We start from the raw sequence: 17,334 nt of genomic DNA, 5'->3' as shown, positions 1-17,334 counted from the left end.
CGCAAATTCCGGCATCGCACCTCGGTATGCGACGTTCGTGTGGCTAAGCTCGATTAGGCTCACTGTCGGGTCCTATGGCCAAGGGTGGCGCTCGGTAACCTGGCCAATCGCGACAATAGCCTCGGAACCACCCAAGCTCTGCGGAATTGGTCTACATTGAATAATTCTTCGGCAGGAAAGTCGGCAATGGCCGACCGTCACACGACGCGCGCCGACAGAACAACGCCTGGGTGTCACCCGGCCCAAGCTCTGCTTGAGTTTCGTCGACGGACAATCCGGACGGAAGCGCGCTTCCGGAAGAGGCGCTCAAGGAGGCTAGGACCATGAGCAACTTGGCCTTTAACTCCGCCGGAAACATTTACGACGTTCCGTCTGAGTGGAGCCACCGCGCCTATCTGGACGATGCCGGCTATTTGGCGAAGTACGAGGCTTCCATCAAGGATCCGGACGCCTTCTGGGCCGAGGAAGCCAAGCGCATCCACTGGTTCAAGGCCCCGACCCGGATCAAGAACACCAATTTCGGCCCCGGCAACGTCGCGATCCGCTGGTTCGAGGACGGCGTCACCAACGTCGCCTATAACTGCATCGACCGGCATCTCCACACGAGAGGCGATCAGGTCGCGATCATCTGGGAAGGCGACGACCCAGCCGAGTCGAAGACGATCACCTATCGTGAGTTTCACGACGAGGTCTGCCGCATGGCCAACATCATGCGCAACCGCGGCGTCGAGAAGGGCGACCGGGTCACGATCTACATGCCGATGATCCCGGAAGCGGCCTATGCCATGCTCGCCTGCGCCAGGCTCGGCGCGATCCACTCGGTCGTGTTCGGCGGCTTCTCGCCGGATTCGCTCGCAAGCCGCATCCAGGACGCCAAGTCCGCCTTCATCATCACCGCCGACGAGGGCCTGCGCGGCGGCCGCAAGGTGCCGCTGAAGGTGAACGTGGACGCCGCCATCGAGCGCGTCGGCGCGGGCGTCGTCGATCACGTGCTGGTCGTGCGCCGCACCGGCTCTCCCGTCAACATGGTGCCGGGCCGCGACGTCTATTACCACGAGGCCGCCGAGCTCGTGTCCGACGAATGCCCCTACGAGGAGATGAACGCGGAGGATCCGCTCTTCATCCTCTACACCTCGGGCTCGACCGGCACGCCGAAGGGCGTGCTGCACACCACCGGCGGCTATCTCGTCTACGCCGCGATGACGCACCAACACGTCTTCGACTACCACGACGGCGACATCTACTGGTGCACGGCCGATGTGGGCTGGGTGACGGGCCATTCCTACATCCTCTACGGACCGCTGGCGAACGGCGCCACGACCCTGATGTTCGAGGGCGTGCCGACCTATCCCTCGATCTCCCGCTTCTGGGAGGTGATCGACAAGCACAAGGTCAACATTTTCTACACCGCCCCGACCGCGATCCGCTCGCTCATGCAGGCGGGCGAGGAGCCGGTGAAGCGGACCTCGCGCAAGTCGCTGCGCCTCTTGGGCTCGGTCGGCGAGCCGATCAATCCGGAAGCCTGGGAATGGTACCATCGCGTGGTCGGCGACGACCGCTGCCCGATCGTCGACACCTGGTGGCAGACGGAGACTGGCGGCATCCTGATCACGCCGCTCCCCGGCGCGACGAAGCTCAAGCCGGGCTCGGCCACACGGCCCTTCTTCGGCGTGAAGCCGGAGGTGGTGGATGCGGACGGCAAGGTGCTCGACGGCACGGCCGAGGGTAATCTCGTGATCGCCGATTCCTGGCCCGGCCAGATGCGCACGGTCTACGGCGACCACGAGCGCTTCGTGCAGACCTATTTTTCGACCTATCCGGGCAAGTACTTCACCGGCGACGGCTGCCGGCGCGATGCGGACGGCTATTACTGGATCACCGGCCGCGTCGACGACGTGATCAACGTCTCCGGCCACCGCATGGGCACGGCGGAGGTGGAATCGGCGCTGGTCGCCCATCCGAAGGTGTCGGAGGCCGCGGTCGTCGGCTACCCGCACGACATCAAGGGCCAGGGCATCTACGCCTATGTCACCCTGATGGCGGGCGAGGAGCCGTCGGAGGACCTGCGCAAGGAGCTGGTCGCCTGGGTGCGCAAGGAGATCGGCCCCATCGCCTCGCCCGACCTGATCCAGTTCGCCCCCAGCCTGCCGAAGACCCGCTCAGGAAAAATCATGCGCCGCATCCTGCGCAAGATCGCCGAGGACGAGTTCGGCGCGCTCGGCGACACCTCGACGCTCGCCGATCCGGCCATCGTCGACGACCTCGTGGAGAACCGCCAGAACAAAACTCGTTGACCGTCTCTGATGGAGGGTTCCAGCCATGGCTTCCCGTGACTACGACCGAGTTATCCAAAGCCCGAGGTTTCAGGAGCTTGTCCGCCAGAGAACCAGGTTCGCCTGGACTCTGACCATTGTGATGCTCGTCATCTATTTCGGGTTCATCCTCCTCGTGGCGTTTGCCAAGCCCCTCCTCGCCATGAAGGTCGGCGACGGCGTCACCTCCTTGGGGATCCTGCTTGGGCTTGGCGTTATCATCGCCGCCTTCGTCCTGACCGGCATCTATGTTTACCGCGCGAACAGCGAGTTTGACGAACTGACCCGCAATCTCACGAGGGAGTTCATGTGATGCGCAGGCTCCCCATCATCGCGGTCGCGGCTGTTCTCGTGGTCGATGCCGTTCTCGCGAGTTCCCTTGCAGCGGGTTCAGACTTGGGCGCGGTCCAGAAGCAGCCATTAAACTGGGCCGCGATCGTCATGTTTCTGCTTTTTGTGCTCGGCACGCTCGGGATCACTTACCGGGCAGCCACTCAGACAAAGACTGCCGCGGATTTCTATGCGGCGGGCGGCGGCATCACCGGGATGCAAAACGGCTTAGCCATCGCCGGCGACTATATGTCGGCAGCATCCTTCCTCGGCATCTCAGGTCTCGTCTTTGCCAGCGGCTTCGACGGTCTGATCTACTCGATCGGATTCCTGGTCGGCTGGCCGATCGTTCTCTTCCTCATCGCCGAGCGCTTGCGGAACCTGGGCAAATTTACGTTCTCCGACGTGGCCTCGTTTCGTCTCGACCAGACCCAGATCCGCATTCTGTCGGCGGTCGGTACGCTTGTGGTGGTTGCCTTCTATCTCATCGCGCAAATGGTCGGTGCGGGTAAGCTCATCGAACTGCTGTTTGGCCTGGACTACCTGTACGCGGTTGTCATCGTCGGCGTGCTGATGATCGTCTATGTTGTGTTTGGCGGCATGAAAGCCACCACATGGGTCCAGATCATCAAAGCGTGCCTTCTTCTTGCCGGTGCAACTCTGATTGCCCTGATGGTCCTCTGGCGATATGGCTTCAGCCCTGAGGCAATGTTCGCGGACGCCGTTGCAATCCACCCGAGAGGCGACGCCATCATGGCTCCCGGCGCCCTCGTGGCCGACCCGATCTCGGCCATCTCGCTCGGGCTCGCGCTGATGTTCGGGACTGCGGGACTGCCACACATCTTGATGCGGTTCTTCACCGTGTCCGATGCCCGCGCGGCTCGGAAATCGGTATTCTACGCCACTGGCCTGATCGCCTATTTCTATGTTCTCACCTTCATCATCGGCTTCGGCGCGATCACGTTCCTGATGAACGACCCGAGTTACTTCAAAGTCGGCCCGAACGGAGTTTACGACAAGGTCAAGGACCTGATCGGCGGAACGAACATGGCCGCGGTCCATCTCTCCGCGGCCACCGGCGGCTCGCTCTTCCTCGGTTTCATCTCCGCCGTTTCCTTCGCGACGATCCTTGCCGTTGTCGCCGGGCTCACCCTTGCGGGCGCTTCTGCCGTCAGCCACGACCTCTATGCGGAGATCATCGCACGCGGCCGTGTTTCCGAACAGAAGGAGGTCAGGATCTCGAAGATTTCGGCGATCGCGATCGGGATCGTCGCCATTATCCTGGGCTACATCTTCGAGAACCAGAACGTGGCGTTCATGGTGGGCCTCGCCTTTGCGGTGGCCGCGAGCTGCAACTTCCCGGTTCTGCTCATGTCCATTCTCTGGAAAGGAACGACAACCCGGGGTGCTTTGGCCGGCGGGCTCCTTGGACTCGTCAGCGCCGTCGTGATGGTGGTGCTGAGCAAGGCCGTCTGGGTGCAAACCTTCGGCTTCCCAAAGGAAATCTTCCCGTATGACAACCCCGCGATTTTCTCGATGCCGATCGCGTTCCTCGGAATTTGGGCTTTTTCCAAGCTTGACGCCAGCGAACGGGCGAAGGCGGAGATCGAGGCGTTTGATGCCCAATATGTTCGATCCGAGACCGGCATCGGCGCCACTGCTGCCCACGTGCACTAGCGATTAGGAGATCTCCACCTTCCGGTTGATCAACGGCGGAGGGCTCGCGATCCATGCCAAGTCAATCCATGCAGGGCTTCGACACCGCCAATCCGCCGTTCGACCGGCTCGCACATCAGGAGGTCGAGGAGCTCAGGGCGGTGCTCGACATCGGGTATTTCAGCCCCGATGAGATGATCGTCCGGCAGGGACATGCGTCGGACCTGCTGCACATCGTCATCAAGGGAGCCGTCGAGGTTCGGGACGGAAACACACTCCTGGCCGTGCTCGGCCCCAAAGACAGTTTTGACTCGCGCGCCGTTGTGCACGGGGCGGCAGGTGAAGACTTCGTCGCGGTGGAGGAGACGCTCTGCTACCTGATCCCCCGCAACGTTGTTCTTGATCTCATCCGTCACAACGCAGCCTTCGCGGCCTTTTTCTATGCGGATGTATCCCGCAAGCTCGATGCTTTTGCCCAGCAGAGGAAAACAGAGGGAGTCGAGAGCGTGCTGCGGGCACGCATCCGCGAGGCGCGGCAAGGGGGCGCCGTCTTTGTCGATGGTGCGACCACCATCGAGCAGGCCGGGCATTGCATGAAGGACAATGACATCAATGCCCTTTTCGTGCGGGATGGACAGCGGGTTGGCGTGGTCACGGGCATGAACCTGTCGAAAGCAGTCGTCCTGCGTCGACTTGCGCTCGACACGCCGGTCCGGGAGGTCTGCCATTTCGATGTTGTCTCGGTCGACGGGAGCGACTTCATTTTTGACGCGCTGCTTTTGATGACGAAGCACAACAAGCGGCGTCTCGCAATCCGGTCGGACGGCGATTATGTCGGCTTCCTCGAGGACATCGACATCCTGGGGCTATTGGCCGGCAACTCCCAACTCATCCCTGGAAGAATTGATCGCGCCCGCAACCTCGACGACCTGGCGGGCGCAGCTCGTGACATCCAGGGCCAAGTCGAGCGGCTCCATCGGCAGGGGTTGAAGGTTGACCTGATCGCCGAAATCACCTCAGACTTGAACCGACGGTTGTTCAGAAAGCTCTTTGAGATGGTGGCCCCACTGGCCATCCGACAGGATGGCTGCCTGCTGCTGATGGGTTCGGAAGGGCGTGGCGAGCAAACCGTGCGGACTGACCAGGACAACGCCCTTCTTCTTGCCGAGGAGGTTCCAGACGGTGACCTCGCGCAGTTCCGCGAGGCCTTTTCCGGCGCCTTGGACAGGTTTGGTTTCCCGCCCTGCCCCGGGAACGTCATGGTTCGCAACCCGGTCTGGTCGCAGACCCTCGAGGGCTTTATCCGCCAACTCAAGGCCTGGGTGTTCAGCCGCGATGCGGCAGCCGCCATGAACATCGCCATCTTCTTCGACGCCGTGGCGGTCGCTGGGAACCCGGACCTTGTCGTCCGAGCAAAGGAAGCGCTCATCGATCTCATGCGCGGCGAGGCTGCCCTCTTGGCGCATTTCGCACACTTGATCGAGACCTTCACGACCCCGAACCTTGGTGTCCTCAGCACGATCATGGCATCGGTGGGTGTCGGCTCCGGCGAGATCGATCTCAAGAGAGCCGGCACATTCCCTATCGTGCATGGTGTCCGGACGCTGGCGATCGACAAGGGCATCCTTGTCAATCCGACAGCCGCGCGCATCGATGCTCTGGTCCAGATTGGATCCCTGGACACGAGGTTCGGCCGGGAATTGACCAGTGCGCTTCATGCCTTCATGGAATTCCGTCTCAGGTCGCAGTTACGCGCCTTGCACAGGGGAACCATCGGAGCCGAGTCCGTCGTGCGGCTCGACGAGATCACCACAGTGGACCGGGATATGCTCCGGGATGCCCTCCGGGTCGTCCGCCAGTTCCGCGAACTGGTCCGCAACCATTACAATCTCGGGGCATTCTGAATGATGCGCTGGTTGCGGAATATGTTCTATCGCGTCTCCCTGGGAGATCACTCCTATCGATTTCTGTTCGAGCCTGGCCCTCCTGACGAGATCGTCGTTCTCGATTGCGAGACCACAGGGCTCAATCCAAGAACCGATGAGGTGATCGCCATCGCGGCACTGATCGTCCGCGGCCAACGCATCATGATGAGCACGCCCTTCAGGGCCGTCATACGGCCCGACAAGGATCCGACCTCCACGTCGATCAAGGTGCATCGGCTCCGGGCCCAGGATGTGGCGGTGGGACGGGCAATGCACGAGGTGCTTCCCGAACTTCTCCGGTTTATCGGTGGGCGGCCGATCGTCGGCTACTATGTCGACTTCGACATCCGCATGCTGGACAAATATATCCTCCGCTATATCGAGGCGAAGCTTCCGAACCGTCGCATCGAGGTGTCCTCCATGTATTACGCCCTGAAATACGGTGGCGCTCCACCCGGAACGGTGCTCGACCTGCGGTTCGCCTCCATTCTTGCGGATCTTGGTATCCCAAGCCTTGAGCAGCATGACGCGTTCAATGATACGCTTATGACGGCCATGATGTACGTTCAGCTCCAAGACATGCAGAAGCGTGGCACTCGCCTTAGCCGCACACGGATCGTGCATCAGGTTGCGCCGATTGGCGCTTGAGGAGGATCATTCTCGAGAATTTGGCCTAACACTACAGTTGCACGCTGCACAGGCGCCCTAATTACCTCCTGATCTGATACAGGAGGCTGCCATGTCAGGCGTGGCCATCGAGCAGATGCTCGAACTCTGGTGTGTGGAGTTGCGTCAGGTCAAAGCTGATCTCAAACTCCAGTTTGCTCATCCCAGTGTCGCGGCCTCTGCGGCCGCCTTCCTCGACGGTCTGCTCGGGCCGGAGCGGCGCAAGACCGGCTGGATGCGGGCGGAAGCCGCCGGTGATCCGGGACCATGGCGCCAGCAGGCGGTGCTCGGGCGCAGCCACTGGGACGCGGATGCTTTGCGGGACATGGTGCGCGACTATGCGCTCGAGACGCTCGCCTCTCCCGGAGCGGTACTGGTGATCGATGAGACCGGCTTTCTCAAGCAGGGGCAGAACTCGTGCGGGGTGGGACGCCAGTACACTGGGTCAGCCGGCAAGATTGCCAGCTGCCAGATCGGCGTGTTTGCCGCTTACGCGTCGGACAAGGGCTGCGCCTTGATCGACCGCCAGCTCTATCTGCCCAAGGACTGGACGACGAAGCCCGAGCGCCTGGCCACGGCTCACGTGCCCGATGCGATCCGCTTCGTCACCAAGCCGCAGATCGCCGCCGCGATGATCGAGCGGGCCCTGGCGGCCGGCGTACCGTTTGAGTGGGTGGCCACCGACACCATCTATGGGGCCCTGGCCATGCAGCTGCGCCGAGCTGGCAAGGGTTACGTGCTGGGCGTTCAAGCCACAGACCGCTTCAATTCCTGGGACAAGAGCCCGCCGGTGGCCGGCACGGCCGCGACGATTGCACAGGGGCTTGCTCCCAAGACCTGGCAGCGTCTGTCGGCCGGGATCGGCACCAAGGGGCCGCGCCTGTATGATTGGGCCTATGTCGCGTTGGCCGATCTCGAGGCCGAGGAATTCAACGAGGCGCTGACCGGCCTGTGGACGCGCGGCCTGCTGATCCGGCGCAGCATCAGCGATCAGGATCTGGCGTTCTTCTCGACCTGGTGCCCGGCCGGCACACCGATGGAGACCCTGGTGCGGGTGGAGGGCCAGCGCTGGGCGATTGAGGATGCGTTCGAGACCGCGAAGACGGAGTTGGGGCTGACGCACAATGAGACGCGTTCGTGGCACGGTTGGCATCGGCATGTGTCGCTGGTGATGCTGGCGTTTGCCATGATGACGGTGGTGCGTGAGCACGCCAACCGCCTTACCTCACCCCAAAAACGAAACGACGAAGCCCGACTGCAGCGCTGGTATGCTGGTCTGTCCAGGAAATCCGCCGGGTCGCCACACGTCTCCAGCAGCGCCGGATCGAGCCTGCCTTCGTGATCGCCTGGTCCGCGTGGCGACGAGCGCATCAGGCCATGGCGCAAGCCTCACATCGCAAACGAAAGGTGCAACTGTAGTGCTAGGCATTCAAGGAGCCCGGAAACGGCTCGAAGGTCCGCCTTGGGTGTGCGCCGTGACAAGGCGGCGCTTTCCAGTGGGTGCAAGTCCCACCCGGCCACCGCTCCAGCCGGAAGCAACCGGAGCAGTCATGGAGGTAACGAAATGGCTGAAGCCTTCGGATAGCGGGTCACGAATTGGTGACCGCGCGAGTGTGCAGGCCGCAACGTGAGTGAACGCTGAGCAAGCCTCGAAAAGGACGATGTGCAGGCCGACCCGACAACCCTTTCGGGGAAGGCTGATACGGCTGGGTGAATGAGCAAAGAGTACGCCCAGGCGCTGCACCGGGGTAGTGGCGGCAGCATGGACACAAGGAAAGCGCACGCAACACGGGAAGCCCCAGGACGTGGTCAGGGATGACCAACCGGAGGCCCGCGAGGGACAGGCCGGGCGCCCTGGGGTGGCGGAGAGGTCCGTAGTACCGCTGAAGCCAGTCAACGCTGGTCGAGGAAAGGGACCTCAGTTCAAGACAGACGCACGACGTGGTGAGGGATCTGGAGATTGGGCAACCTATCAACTCCGAAGAGTGTTCAGAAACTGCAGACGGCGTTGCACGCGAAAGCGAAGGCAGAAGCCGGTTATCGCTTCTACGCCCTGTACGACAAGATCAGCCGCGAGGACATTCTGGCGCATGCCTATGCCCAGTGCCGCTCCAATAAGGGCGCACCGGGTGGCGACGGTCAGGACTTTGCGGACATCGAGGCGTATGGGGTCGAGCGGTGGCTGGGTGAACTGGCGCTTGCGCTCAGGCAGGAGACTTACCGACCGGACCCGATCAGACGCGTGTTCATCCCGAAGGCCAACGGCAAACTCAGGCCGCTGGGCATCTCGACCGTGCGGGATCGGGTCTGCATGACAGCAGCGATGCTGGTGCTGGACCCGATCTTCGAGGCCGACCTTCCACCAGAACTCTACGCCTACCGGACTGGGCGCAATGCCCAGCAGGCGGTGATCGAGGTGGAAGAGCTGCTGTTCCGAGGCCATCCGGACGTCGTGGACGCCGACCTCGCGGACTACTTCGGGAGCATTCCCCATGCCGAGCTGATGACGTCAGTGGCGCGCCGCATCGTTGATCGGCGCGTGCTGCACCTGATCAGAGGGTGGCTGGACTGCCCCGTGGAAGAGACCGACACACGAGGACGGACGACACGGACAACGGAGGCGCGCGATCAACGGCGCGGCATCCCGCAGGGCTCACCCCTCTCACCCTTGCTGGCCAATCTGTACATGCGCCGGTTTGTGCTGGGATGGAAGAAGCTCGGGCTGGAGCACAGCCTCGGCAGTCGCATCGTGACCTATGCGGACGACCTCGTGATCCTGTGCAGGAAGGGCAAAGCCGAAGAGGCCTTGCACCGGCTGCGCGAGATCATGGGCAAGCTGAAGCTGACGGTGAACGAGGAGAAGACACGCATCTGCAAGGTTCCGGAAGGTGAGTTCGACTTCCTGGGATACACGTTCGGACGGATGTATTCGGCGAGAACCGGCCAGGCCCGCCTGGCGCAACGGCCCTCGAAGAAGAGCATCCGGCGCGCGGTCGAGAAGATCCACGCGCTGACCGCCCGAGCGGGAACATGGCAAGAGACCACAGTGCTGGTGGGCAAGTTGAACCGCACGCTGCGCGGGTGGGCGAACTACTTCTCAGTAGGCACCGTCAACCCGGCGTATCGGGCGCTCGACACCTACACAGCGGTGCGGTTGCGCCGGTGGTTGCGCTCCAAGCATAAGCTCAGGCGACGCAAGGGCGGGGCTTATCCCCTCTCGCATCTTTACGGGCACTTCGGGCTCGTCCGCCTGAGCCGGCTTGGGCACGACGTGCCGTGGGTGAAGGCGTGAGGTCTTGTCCGAGAGCCGGATGCGGGAGATCTGCATGTCCGGTTCGATGAGCGGGGTGTGGAAACGGAGCAACGGCTCGGCTAGTGAGGCACCGCTCGGCGAAAGCGGCGGAAACAGATAGGCTGATCCTACCGCCACCGCGCCACACCTCGACTCTACCAATCTGAGCCATACAGCGCGACCGTAACAAGGTCCGCTCTCTGGCTGATTCCTGACATTCGCTGATTCTGGCAGTAAGGTTCGACCTGCGGGAGAACCGATGCGATCGCAGAGGAAATAGCTCACTCAATGAGCGTGCTTCCCATACGCTTCCCAATCCGGTTTTCTGGGAAGCAGGACCAAACCCGATCAGCATTTAAGTGCTTGATAAAGCTTGGTGAGCGCGCTGGGACTCGAACCCAGGACCCTCTGATTAAAAGTCAGAGGCTCTCCCTGATGCTGGGAAACGGGTGTTCGGATGTAAATCAGGTTGGGAGCGTGCCTGCTCGACCTGGGAGCCTACGGGGTCTCTTCAAGCACCTTGCGGACGGCGGCAAGCGGCAGGCCAAAGTGCTTCGCGACTTGTGCCGGAGCCACCCCAGCCAGAAGGGCAGCGCACACCGCCTTGCGTTGGCCCTCCTGTAATGTGGATGAGCTCTTGCTGAATCGTGAGGGCTTGACCCGGCGTTTCGATGGGTGCGGAATAAGTCGCTCAAGCAATACGCTGGCATTGCTAACCGCTGCCTTCAACTCAGGCCCGCTCTCCCTGCCCGCCTCCATCCGGCGCTGCACTTCATCCAAAAGCTGGCCAAGGTGCTTTGCCAGTCGTGCATCGGACAGACCGGCAAGCTCCCACAACTCGGCCGAGGTAGGAGCCGGTTCGGACCGAGGGGTCGGTACAGTCAACGTGACCTCGAACAGGTCGAGCGTGCGAGGCGAAGATCCCTTGTGCGGCATAGGATTTATATGGGTATTCCGCTGCCCTCATCCAAGCCTGGAGGGAGTTCGTCGCACCATGGTCAGAGGGATCCAAACGCTCCTGGTTCCGGTGAGTTGGGAGGTCATTTCCACCATTTCACGAACCCGTCCGGGGTCAGTTCGATCTCAGGCTTGGGCATTGTCCGCTGACCCTTGCCTTTCACGGCCTTACGATCTCGGATCCGCTTGGGCGCCTTTTGAGGCGTGGAGTCATCGAGGGGCCGAGTTTGCGCAATCGGCGCAGCGGAATGGGGCGTTCTGCCGGCCTTGCCGGTTTCACAGATCTGCCGTGCCAGTGGTGCGGCGTGCGTGTTCGCCTTTGGTGCAGCGGGTGCCGGGCGTGACCGAACGACAGTCTTGCGTCCCACCGCCGTTGTGCTGGTCCGCTTCTGTCCAACTCGGGCCACCGGCTCGGGGGCAGCTGGTATGGTTGGGACCGCACCTCCGGTCTCCGCTATGTCCAGACCGAACAAGGCCGAGATGTCGTCAGTCTCCAGGACCTTTCCGGCATCAAGCGGCTGGCTCGAGATTGACAGCGCCGTATCAAGATCGGCCACCAGATCCTGCGCGTCGACTGATCGTAGCCGGAACAGAAGCTCGGGCCTCTCATCGAGACGGGCACCGACGCCATACAGCACGGCGGCGACGTGCTTGCACATCGAGGCTCCGTCCGGGCAGGTGCAGGAGAACCGGATATCCGACGGCTTGGGGAACAAGCCTCTGTCCTGGCGGCAGATCCGCTCCATCACGCCCTGGGAGAGCCGGCCTTGCAGCAGTTCGACCAGGGAGTCGATGCCGCCGGCACAATCCGTGCAGATCGACCGCCACAGCGTCGGTGCCAGCGCTGTGATGCTGACATTGACCCTGTAGATTGACGATCCGCTGACCCTCGCGCTGATCTCCAGCGGCGCCATCTGAAGGTCGATGACCGCGCCTTGGCGCACGTAGGTCCGGCCGCGCGGCAGGCGGTTGTCGAAATCGCGATAGCTCTCCAGGTTGTCGCACCACGCCTGGCCCCAGAAGGTCCGGGCGATGGTGCGCCCCTCCAGGATGACAGGGGCGACCGGGTGTCCTTTCTTGCGCAGCTTCTCGATCTCGCGCGCGGCTTGCTTCCGACGCTCTGCCACCGGAACGTAGAGGGGCCATCCGTCCTCAAACCCTGGAGCCATCCGCCTTACTCCGCTGTGACCGATTTCAGATCAAGAGCCACCATGCGCAGCAGATCCTCGTCCTTCATCTCGGTCAGGTTGATCTCGTCTCCGCCCGCCAACAGATCATCCGACAGGCCCTTCTTCGCCTCGATCAGCGCGTCGATCTTCTCCTCCACTGTACCCTGGCAGATGAATTTGTGGACCAGCACGTTGGTCTTCTGGCCAATCCGGAAGGCGCGGTCGGTCGCCTGGTTCTCCACTGCCGGGTTCCACCACCGGTCGAAGTGGACGACATGCGACGCCGCGGTCAGCGTCAGCCCCGAGCCCCCCGCCTTCAAGGACAGGACGAAGAACGGCACGTTCTCGTCCTCCTGAAAAGTCTGGACCAGCGCCCTGCGGTTCTTGACCGCGGTATCTCCATGCAGGACCAGCCCGCTTCGACCGAAGATCCCGCCAAGATACGCCGCCAGGGGCGCCGTCATCTCGCGGAACTGGGTGAAGACCAGCATCTTCTCCTGGCGGGCCGCCACCACCTCGGCGATCTCGCGCAGGCGGGCCCACTTGCCGCTGTCCGCCTCGGCCCACTTGCCATCATTGAGCCACTGCGAGGGATGATTGCAGATCTGCTTCAGCCGCATCAGTGTCGCCAGCACGATGCCCTTGCGCCGGATGCCATCGGCATCCTGCAAGGCTGCGGCCAGGCCCGTCACTGTCTCGGCATAGAGGGCAGCTTGCTTGCGGCTTAACGGGCACAGCGCCTTGACCTCCGTCTTGTCCGGCAGGTCAGTAATGACAGTCTTGTCGGTCTTCATCCGCCGCAGGATGTAGGGTCGGACCAGATCGCGCAGCGGGCCATACGGATTGTGCGGCCGCTCGGCCAGAGCCTTGGTGGTGCGGCCGAATTCCTTGGCGCTGCCAAGCAGGCCGGGGTTGATGAAGTCGAAGATCGACCACAGATCGCCGAGGTGGTTTTCCACCGGGGTTCCGGTCAGGGCAATCCGGGCTTCAGCTTGCAGAGCCTTGGCGGCGCGCGTCTGCTTGGCGTTGGGGTTCTTGATCGCCTGCGCCTCGTCCAGCACCACGAAGCGCCAGGACGTTTTCTCCAGCACCGGCAGGCGCAGCAGCGCGCCATAGCTGGTGATCACCAGGTCCAGGCCAGACAATCCCTCCACCGTCATCTGATTGAGGTCTTCGGCCGACATCGCCGAGGGATGCACGATCTTCGCGTTCAGCTCGGGGGCGAAGCGCTCGAGCTCCGCCGCCCAGTTGGCCAGCAGCGATGCCGGCGCTATCAGCAGGCTCGGCTTGTGCGCGGCTCCCGTCCGCTTCTCGATCAGCAGCAGTGCCAGGATCTGGATCGTCTTGCCCAGACCCATGTCGTCGGCCAGGCAGGCGCCCAGCCCAAGTCCGCTCAGCAGGTGGAGCCATTCGACGCCCGCCTTCTGGTACGGGCGCAAGTGTCCCTTCAGGGCTGGACCTGGATCAACCCCGGCACCGTCCGGGGTACGCAGCGCCTTCAGCGTCTCAGTCAGCCACGCTCCGGCCGTGACCTGCGACCAGTCGGCAACTGCGTCGGGCTCGTCGTCCCGGGTGGCCTCAGCGCCGGCCAACAGGCGCATGGCCTCTGCGAAGGTGAGCCCCTCCTGTTCGGCGAGCTCCTGCACCTCCTGGAAGCGGCGCATCGCCCGGTCCAGACGCGGACGGTCGATTTCCACCCATTGACCGCGCAGCAGCGCCAGCGTCTCGGTCCCGGCAAGCAATGTGGCCATTTCCGCGGCGGTGAGCGGCTCACCCTCCAGGGTCACGTCCATGTGGAAGTCGAGCAGGGCATCAAGGCCTGTCCCGGATGGCGGACGGGCGCCAACCGTGGCGGTGACCTGCGGGCGCGGCGGGCGGCCCGCGCGCCAATGAGCGGGCAGGCGCACGACCACACCGGCGCTTTCCAGGTCGGGCACGCTGTTCAGGAGCCGTGCGGCCTCGGCCGGACTCCAGCGTAAGGGATGAAAGATCTCGCCGGCATCGACCATGGCCTTGAGCCAACTGACGCGCTCCGCCGCACGCTGCACCGGCACCAGCAGCGACAACAGCTTCTCCCGATGGGCAGCGCCGGCGTATTCGCGCATGGCCTGGCTGAGCGGCACATGCTGGGCCTTGGCCTGGGCCGACAGGCGCGTGGTGTAGGTGGCCAGGAAGGCAAAAGGCCATTCCGGGTCGCGGCGGTTCTCGGCCAGATTGAAGTGGACACGGCCGATCAGATTCCAGGCCGGGTTCAGCGTCTTGAGGAAGGCTTGCAGGTCAGTGCCGGCTGCGGTGAATGCCGTGGCCAGCGCGATGCTGAGATCGACCCATAGCCCACGCAGGATTTCGGCGGTCAGGTATTCCGCCCCCGGCATTATCGGGGCCGTCAGGACGAATGTGGCGAGTTCGGCCTCGGCCGGCGGGGCAATGACGGACAGGACCGCGGACGGCATCTCTCCGGCCCCACCCAACCCGTGAAAACAGACCGACTCCACATAGCGTACGGCGAAATCGCGCCACCAGACGAAGGCGGGCGGCAAGGATTGGCCGATCTCGCCCGCTCCGAGCTGCAACAGCCCATACCCGGTGCCACGGCCAAAGGCCTCGGTCAGCCGTGTCGCCACGTTGTCATCCAGGGTGGGCGCGTCGTTCGCCTCCTCCAGCAGGAGGTGCCCACGCGGGGTAAGGCGCAACTGCATCCGGGGCATTGTGGGTGAGTGAACTCCGAAGTGTTTCAATCCGCGCTGCTCGTTTTGCAGGGGCGGCAGTCCCCATTGAACACCGCAGAGGGCCCTTCACAAGAAGTACTGGAAGGCGTCGGGCCGTTGTCGCGATCGGGTCCAGATCGCTGCCGCTCCGCCTGATTGGGCGCCACTGGAACAGGGCGGCACTGCGGGCAACAGGGATGACCTACAGATCCTCATGCTCCCGATCTCGTCCCACCAGGTGTCACGCTGTCGTGATTTGGTCCTCCCGTCCCTCGACCGGCGTCTCGGCGGCACGCCGCAGGATCCCGCGCCGCCGATCATACAGGGGCATGATTCTATCGGGCGCCAGTGCGTCCGGCCAGAACCTAAAGCCGGCGTGCTGCTGCAGGAATGGGTCCCGTCCGCACCCTGGGACCAGGCATTCCCGCTTGCCCTTCGGGCACTGCGAGAAGGAGCAGAGCCGGCCGCAATAGGCGTTCACTTCTCCTTGCAGGATGAAGATCTCGACCTGATGGTGAGCAACCCCGATCTGCTTTTCCTTGAACAACTGGTGGAGGGCCAGGCTACGGGCCCGATTGAGGGTCTGGAGCCGGTCCAGGCGATCGAGCCACACCGCCAGATCGACATCCTTGCATTCGTGCCAGATCGGAATGTCCCAGTATCGGAACGGCTGAAACCGCGGTACCTCTCGCCACAACGGCCGAGCCACTGAGCCGATCAACGCCACCGCCTCGACCTCAGGCACCCCAGCGAGCGCTGCGGTCACGGCATCCGCTGCCAAGCGAAACTGCGCCTGTCGGTCCAGCATGTGGCGGTCCTGCGCGGCAATCTCCCGGTGTGTGGGTCGTCTCATGGTCAAACCCGTTCCAATCGGGCGTCATAAATGCGGATCGTAACTGACTCCATCCCCGTTGAGATCAAGACCTCCGCCAGGGACTAGTAAGCGGGGCATTTTCGAAGGCATTCGTTTTCATGGGGCATGGGCGACAAGCGTCCGCCAGGAGGTAGAGCAAGCCCCGCGCACATTGCGAAACATGCGCTCCGTCTGGGTCAAGGAGTTCGAGGCCGTCGTGGAGAACGATCAGGTCTCCCAGTTCCGGGCCATCCTGAAGATTGCGTTCAAGCTCGATGAGGGCGCCAACGCGCGGAGCACAAGGAGCATGGGAAGCGAGGAGATCCTGGGCTTGGGCTAATGCTCCGGTCAGCTTGGCTCCATCACATCAGGTCCTCACTCCTTCGGCCCAGGCGACACCATGCCAAAGCGCAGCGTCCGGTCGCCTGTGCCATGTGGCAAGCACATCCAGCAGAGCTTGCACGGTCTCGCGCGGCGTGCCGGTCTCGACAATCGCGTCCATGGCTTCCTCGATGATCTTGACCAGGTTGGCGACATAGCCCTCGAAGTCCGGCTGCCCGGAGCAGCCGCCAAAGAACACCCAGGTGTTCCGCCGGGGCTGCGCGCCAGCCTCATGCAGAAGCTGCACGAGGCGGCGGCCGACAATAGGATCGTTGCCGTGGCGGTCGTACGTGCGCTGGTAAGCGTGCCAGACCGGGGCCAGCCCCGGCGGCTCCGGCCAGAGCCGCATCACGTCGTAATCATCGTCCGCCAGGATGATCCGTCCGCCCGGGCGCACAGCGCGAACCATGGTTCGCACGATGAACAGCGGATTGGAGACGTGCTCGAGTAGAAACCGGGCATGCGCCAAGTCGAAAGCGCCCCACTCGCCGTCGGTCAAAGGTGCGATCTCTGCATTTCCCTGCCGCATATCGATGAGATGGGCTTCGCCGTCAGCGTCGGCCTGCCTCTTCGCTTCGAGGATCTGCTCATTGCTGCGTTCGATCCCCACAACCGGCACGCCTGTTACCTTGGCCATGGCTCGCGAGAACTGGCCCAGACCAGCGCCGAAATCAACGATGCGTTCTCCGGGGGCGAGAGCGGCTTGTGCGAGGAACCGCTCGTTGAGGAGATGGTTCATCGCCGTGAGCCGTTGCTGCTCCTCGGGGCTGGTTCCGTGGATGTAGTGAGACGAGGACATGCAGCGCTCCCAGGATGATCTAGCGCGACATCCCAAGCCATGGCCACGAGCGTTCACAGCTTGGTTCCTCTGCTTGCATGAGGTCACCGTGCTGCCGGCGCAGGATACCACCAATGCGTTTCGGCGGCGACGTTGTTGGATGGACGATCGCTCGGTCGGCAGCGCAGTTCCAGGGACCGCATCGGCTCAGGCTGTGATGCCCTTAACAGAACCCGCATGAGCCGAAGCGCTGACCAAAGCGCCTGATCGCTTGATCGGCTCACCCGCGAGCAGCCTGCGACGGCTG

General features: G+C 63.0%; 13 protein-coding genes. 8 read left to right on the top strand and 5 right to left on the bottom strand.

Annotated features, from left to right (window positions below):
* The first annotated feature begins 323 nt into the window (after positions 1 to 323).
* From acs to ltrA, 7 genes are all read left to right on the top strand, one after another.
* The gene (gene acs, locus BB934_RS41255; RefSeq protein WP_099515377.1) at positions 324 to 2,294 is read left to right on the top strand and encodes an acetate--CoA ligase; all 1,971 of its coding nucleotides are present in this window, start codon (positions 324 to 326) and stop codon (positions 2,292 to 2,294) included.
* 25 nt (positions 2,295 to 2,319) lie between these two features.
* Positions 2,320 to 2,625, top strand: a complete 306-nt coding sequence (locus BB934_RS41250) for a DUF485 domain-containing protein (RefSeq protein WP_099515376.1) — start codon at positions 2,320 to 2,322, stop codon at positions 2,623 to 2,625.
* Entirely contained in the window at positions 2,625 to 4,319 is a 1,695-nt protein-coding gene (locus BB934_RS41245; protein WP_099515375.1) for a cation acetate symporter, read from the top strand. The genes BB934_RS41250 and BB934_RS41245 overlap by 1 nt, the downstream gene beginning before the upstream one ends.
* 53 nt (positions 4,320 to 4,372) lie before the next feature.
* Positions 4,373 to 6,202 (top strand): DUF294 nucleotidyltransferase-like domain-containing protein, encoded by a 1,830-nt coding sequence (locus BB934_RS41240; protein WP_237050670.1) that lies wholly within the window; start codon positions 4,373 to 4,375, stop codon positions 6,200 to 6,202.
* Entirely contained in the window at positions 6,203 to 6,871 is a 669-nt protein-coding gene (locus BB934_RS41235) for a 3'-5' exonuclease (protein WP_099515373.1), read from the top strand.
* A 91-nt stretch (positions 6,872 to 6,962) separates the two neighbouring features.
* Positions 6,963 to 8,231 carry an IS701 family transposase gene (locus BB934_RS41230; protein ID WP_237050040.1) on the top strand — a complete coding sequence of 423 codons (1,269 nt, stop codon included), beginning with the start codon at positions 6,963 to 6,965 and terminating at the stop codon, positions 8,229 to 8,231.
* 666 nt (positions 8,232 to 8,897) lie between these two features.
* Positions 8,898 to 10,181 carry a group II intron reverse transcriptase/maturase gene (gene ltrA / locus BB934_RS41220; RefSeq protein WP_237050668.1) on the top strand — a complete coding sequence of 428 codons (1,284 nt, stop codon included), beginning with the start codon at positions 8,898 to 8,900 and terminating at the stop codon, positions 10,179 to 10,181.
* Positions 10,182 to 10,679: 498 nt separating this feature from the next.
* Here the strand turns inward: ltrA and BB934_RS41215 are convergent, their stop codons facing one another.
* From BB934_RS41215 to BB934_RS41200, 4 genes are all read right to left on the bottom strand, one after another.
* Complete coding sequence (locus tag BB934_RS41215) at positions 10,680 to 11,117, bottom strand: hypothetical protein (RefSeq protein ID WP_099515371.1); 438 nt, start codon at positions 11,115 to 11,117, stop codon at positions 10,680 to 10,682.
* Positions 11,118 to 11,221: 104 nt separating this feature from the next.
* The gene (locus BB934_RS41210) at positions 11,222 to 12,307 is read right to left on the bottom strand and encodes an SWIM zinc finger family protein (RefSeq protein WP_157934643.1); all 1,086 of its coding nucleotides are present in this window, start codon (positions 12,305 to 12,307) and stop codon (positions 11,222 to 11,224) included.
* Positions 12,308 to 12,312: 5 nt separating this feature from the next.
* Positions 12,313 to 15,015 (bottom strand): DEAD/DEAH box helicase, encoded by a 2,703-nt coding sequence (locus BB934_RS41205; RefSeq protein WP_099515370.1) that lies wholly within the window; start codon positions 15,013 to 15,015, stop codon positions 12,313 to 12,315.
* A gap of 241 nt (positions 15,016 to 15,256) precedes the next feature.
* On the bottom strand, positions 15,257 to 15,868 hold the full coding sequence (locus BB934_RS41200; RefSeq protein WP_099515369.1) for a hypothetical protein: 612 nt from the start codon (positions 15,866 to 15,868) through the stop codon (positions 15,257 to 15,259).
* Positions 15,869 to 16,049: 181 nt separating this feature from the next.
* Here BB934_RS41200 and BB934_RS41195 point away from each other — a divergent pair, with 181 nt between their 5' ends.
* Positions 16,050 to 16,208, top strand: a complete 159-nt coding sequence (locus BB934_RS41195) for a dodecin domain-containing protein (protein ID WP_237050666.1) — start codon at positions 16,050 to 16,052, stop codon at positions 16,206 to 16,208.
* A 27-nt stretch (positions 16,209 to 16,235) separates the two neighbouring features.
* Here BB934_RS41195 and BB934_RS41190 read toward each other — a convergent pair whose 3' ends face one another.
* Positions 16,236 to 17,048: a class I SAM-dependent methyltransferase gene (locus BB934_RS41190; RefSeq protein WP_175608903.1), complete on the bottom strand. Its 813-nt coding sequence runs from the start codon at positions 17,046 to 17,048 to the stop codon at positions 16,236 to 16,238.
* Positions 17,049 to 17,334: the final 286 nt, after the last annotated feature.

This window comes from Microvirga ossetica, from assembly GCF_002741015.1.
Classification (GTDB): domain Bacteria; phylum Pseudomonadota; class Alphaproteobacteria; order Rhizobiales; family Beijerinckiaceae; genus Microvirga; species Microvirga ossetica.
The sequence above is the reverse complement of the archived record's forward strand: the minus strand, read 5'-3'. Positions and strand labels throughout refer to the sequence as shown.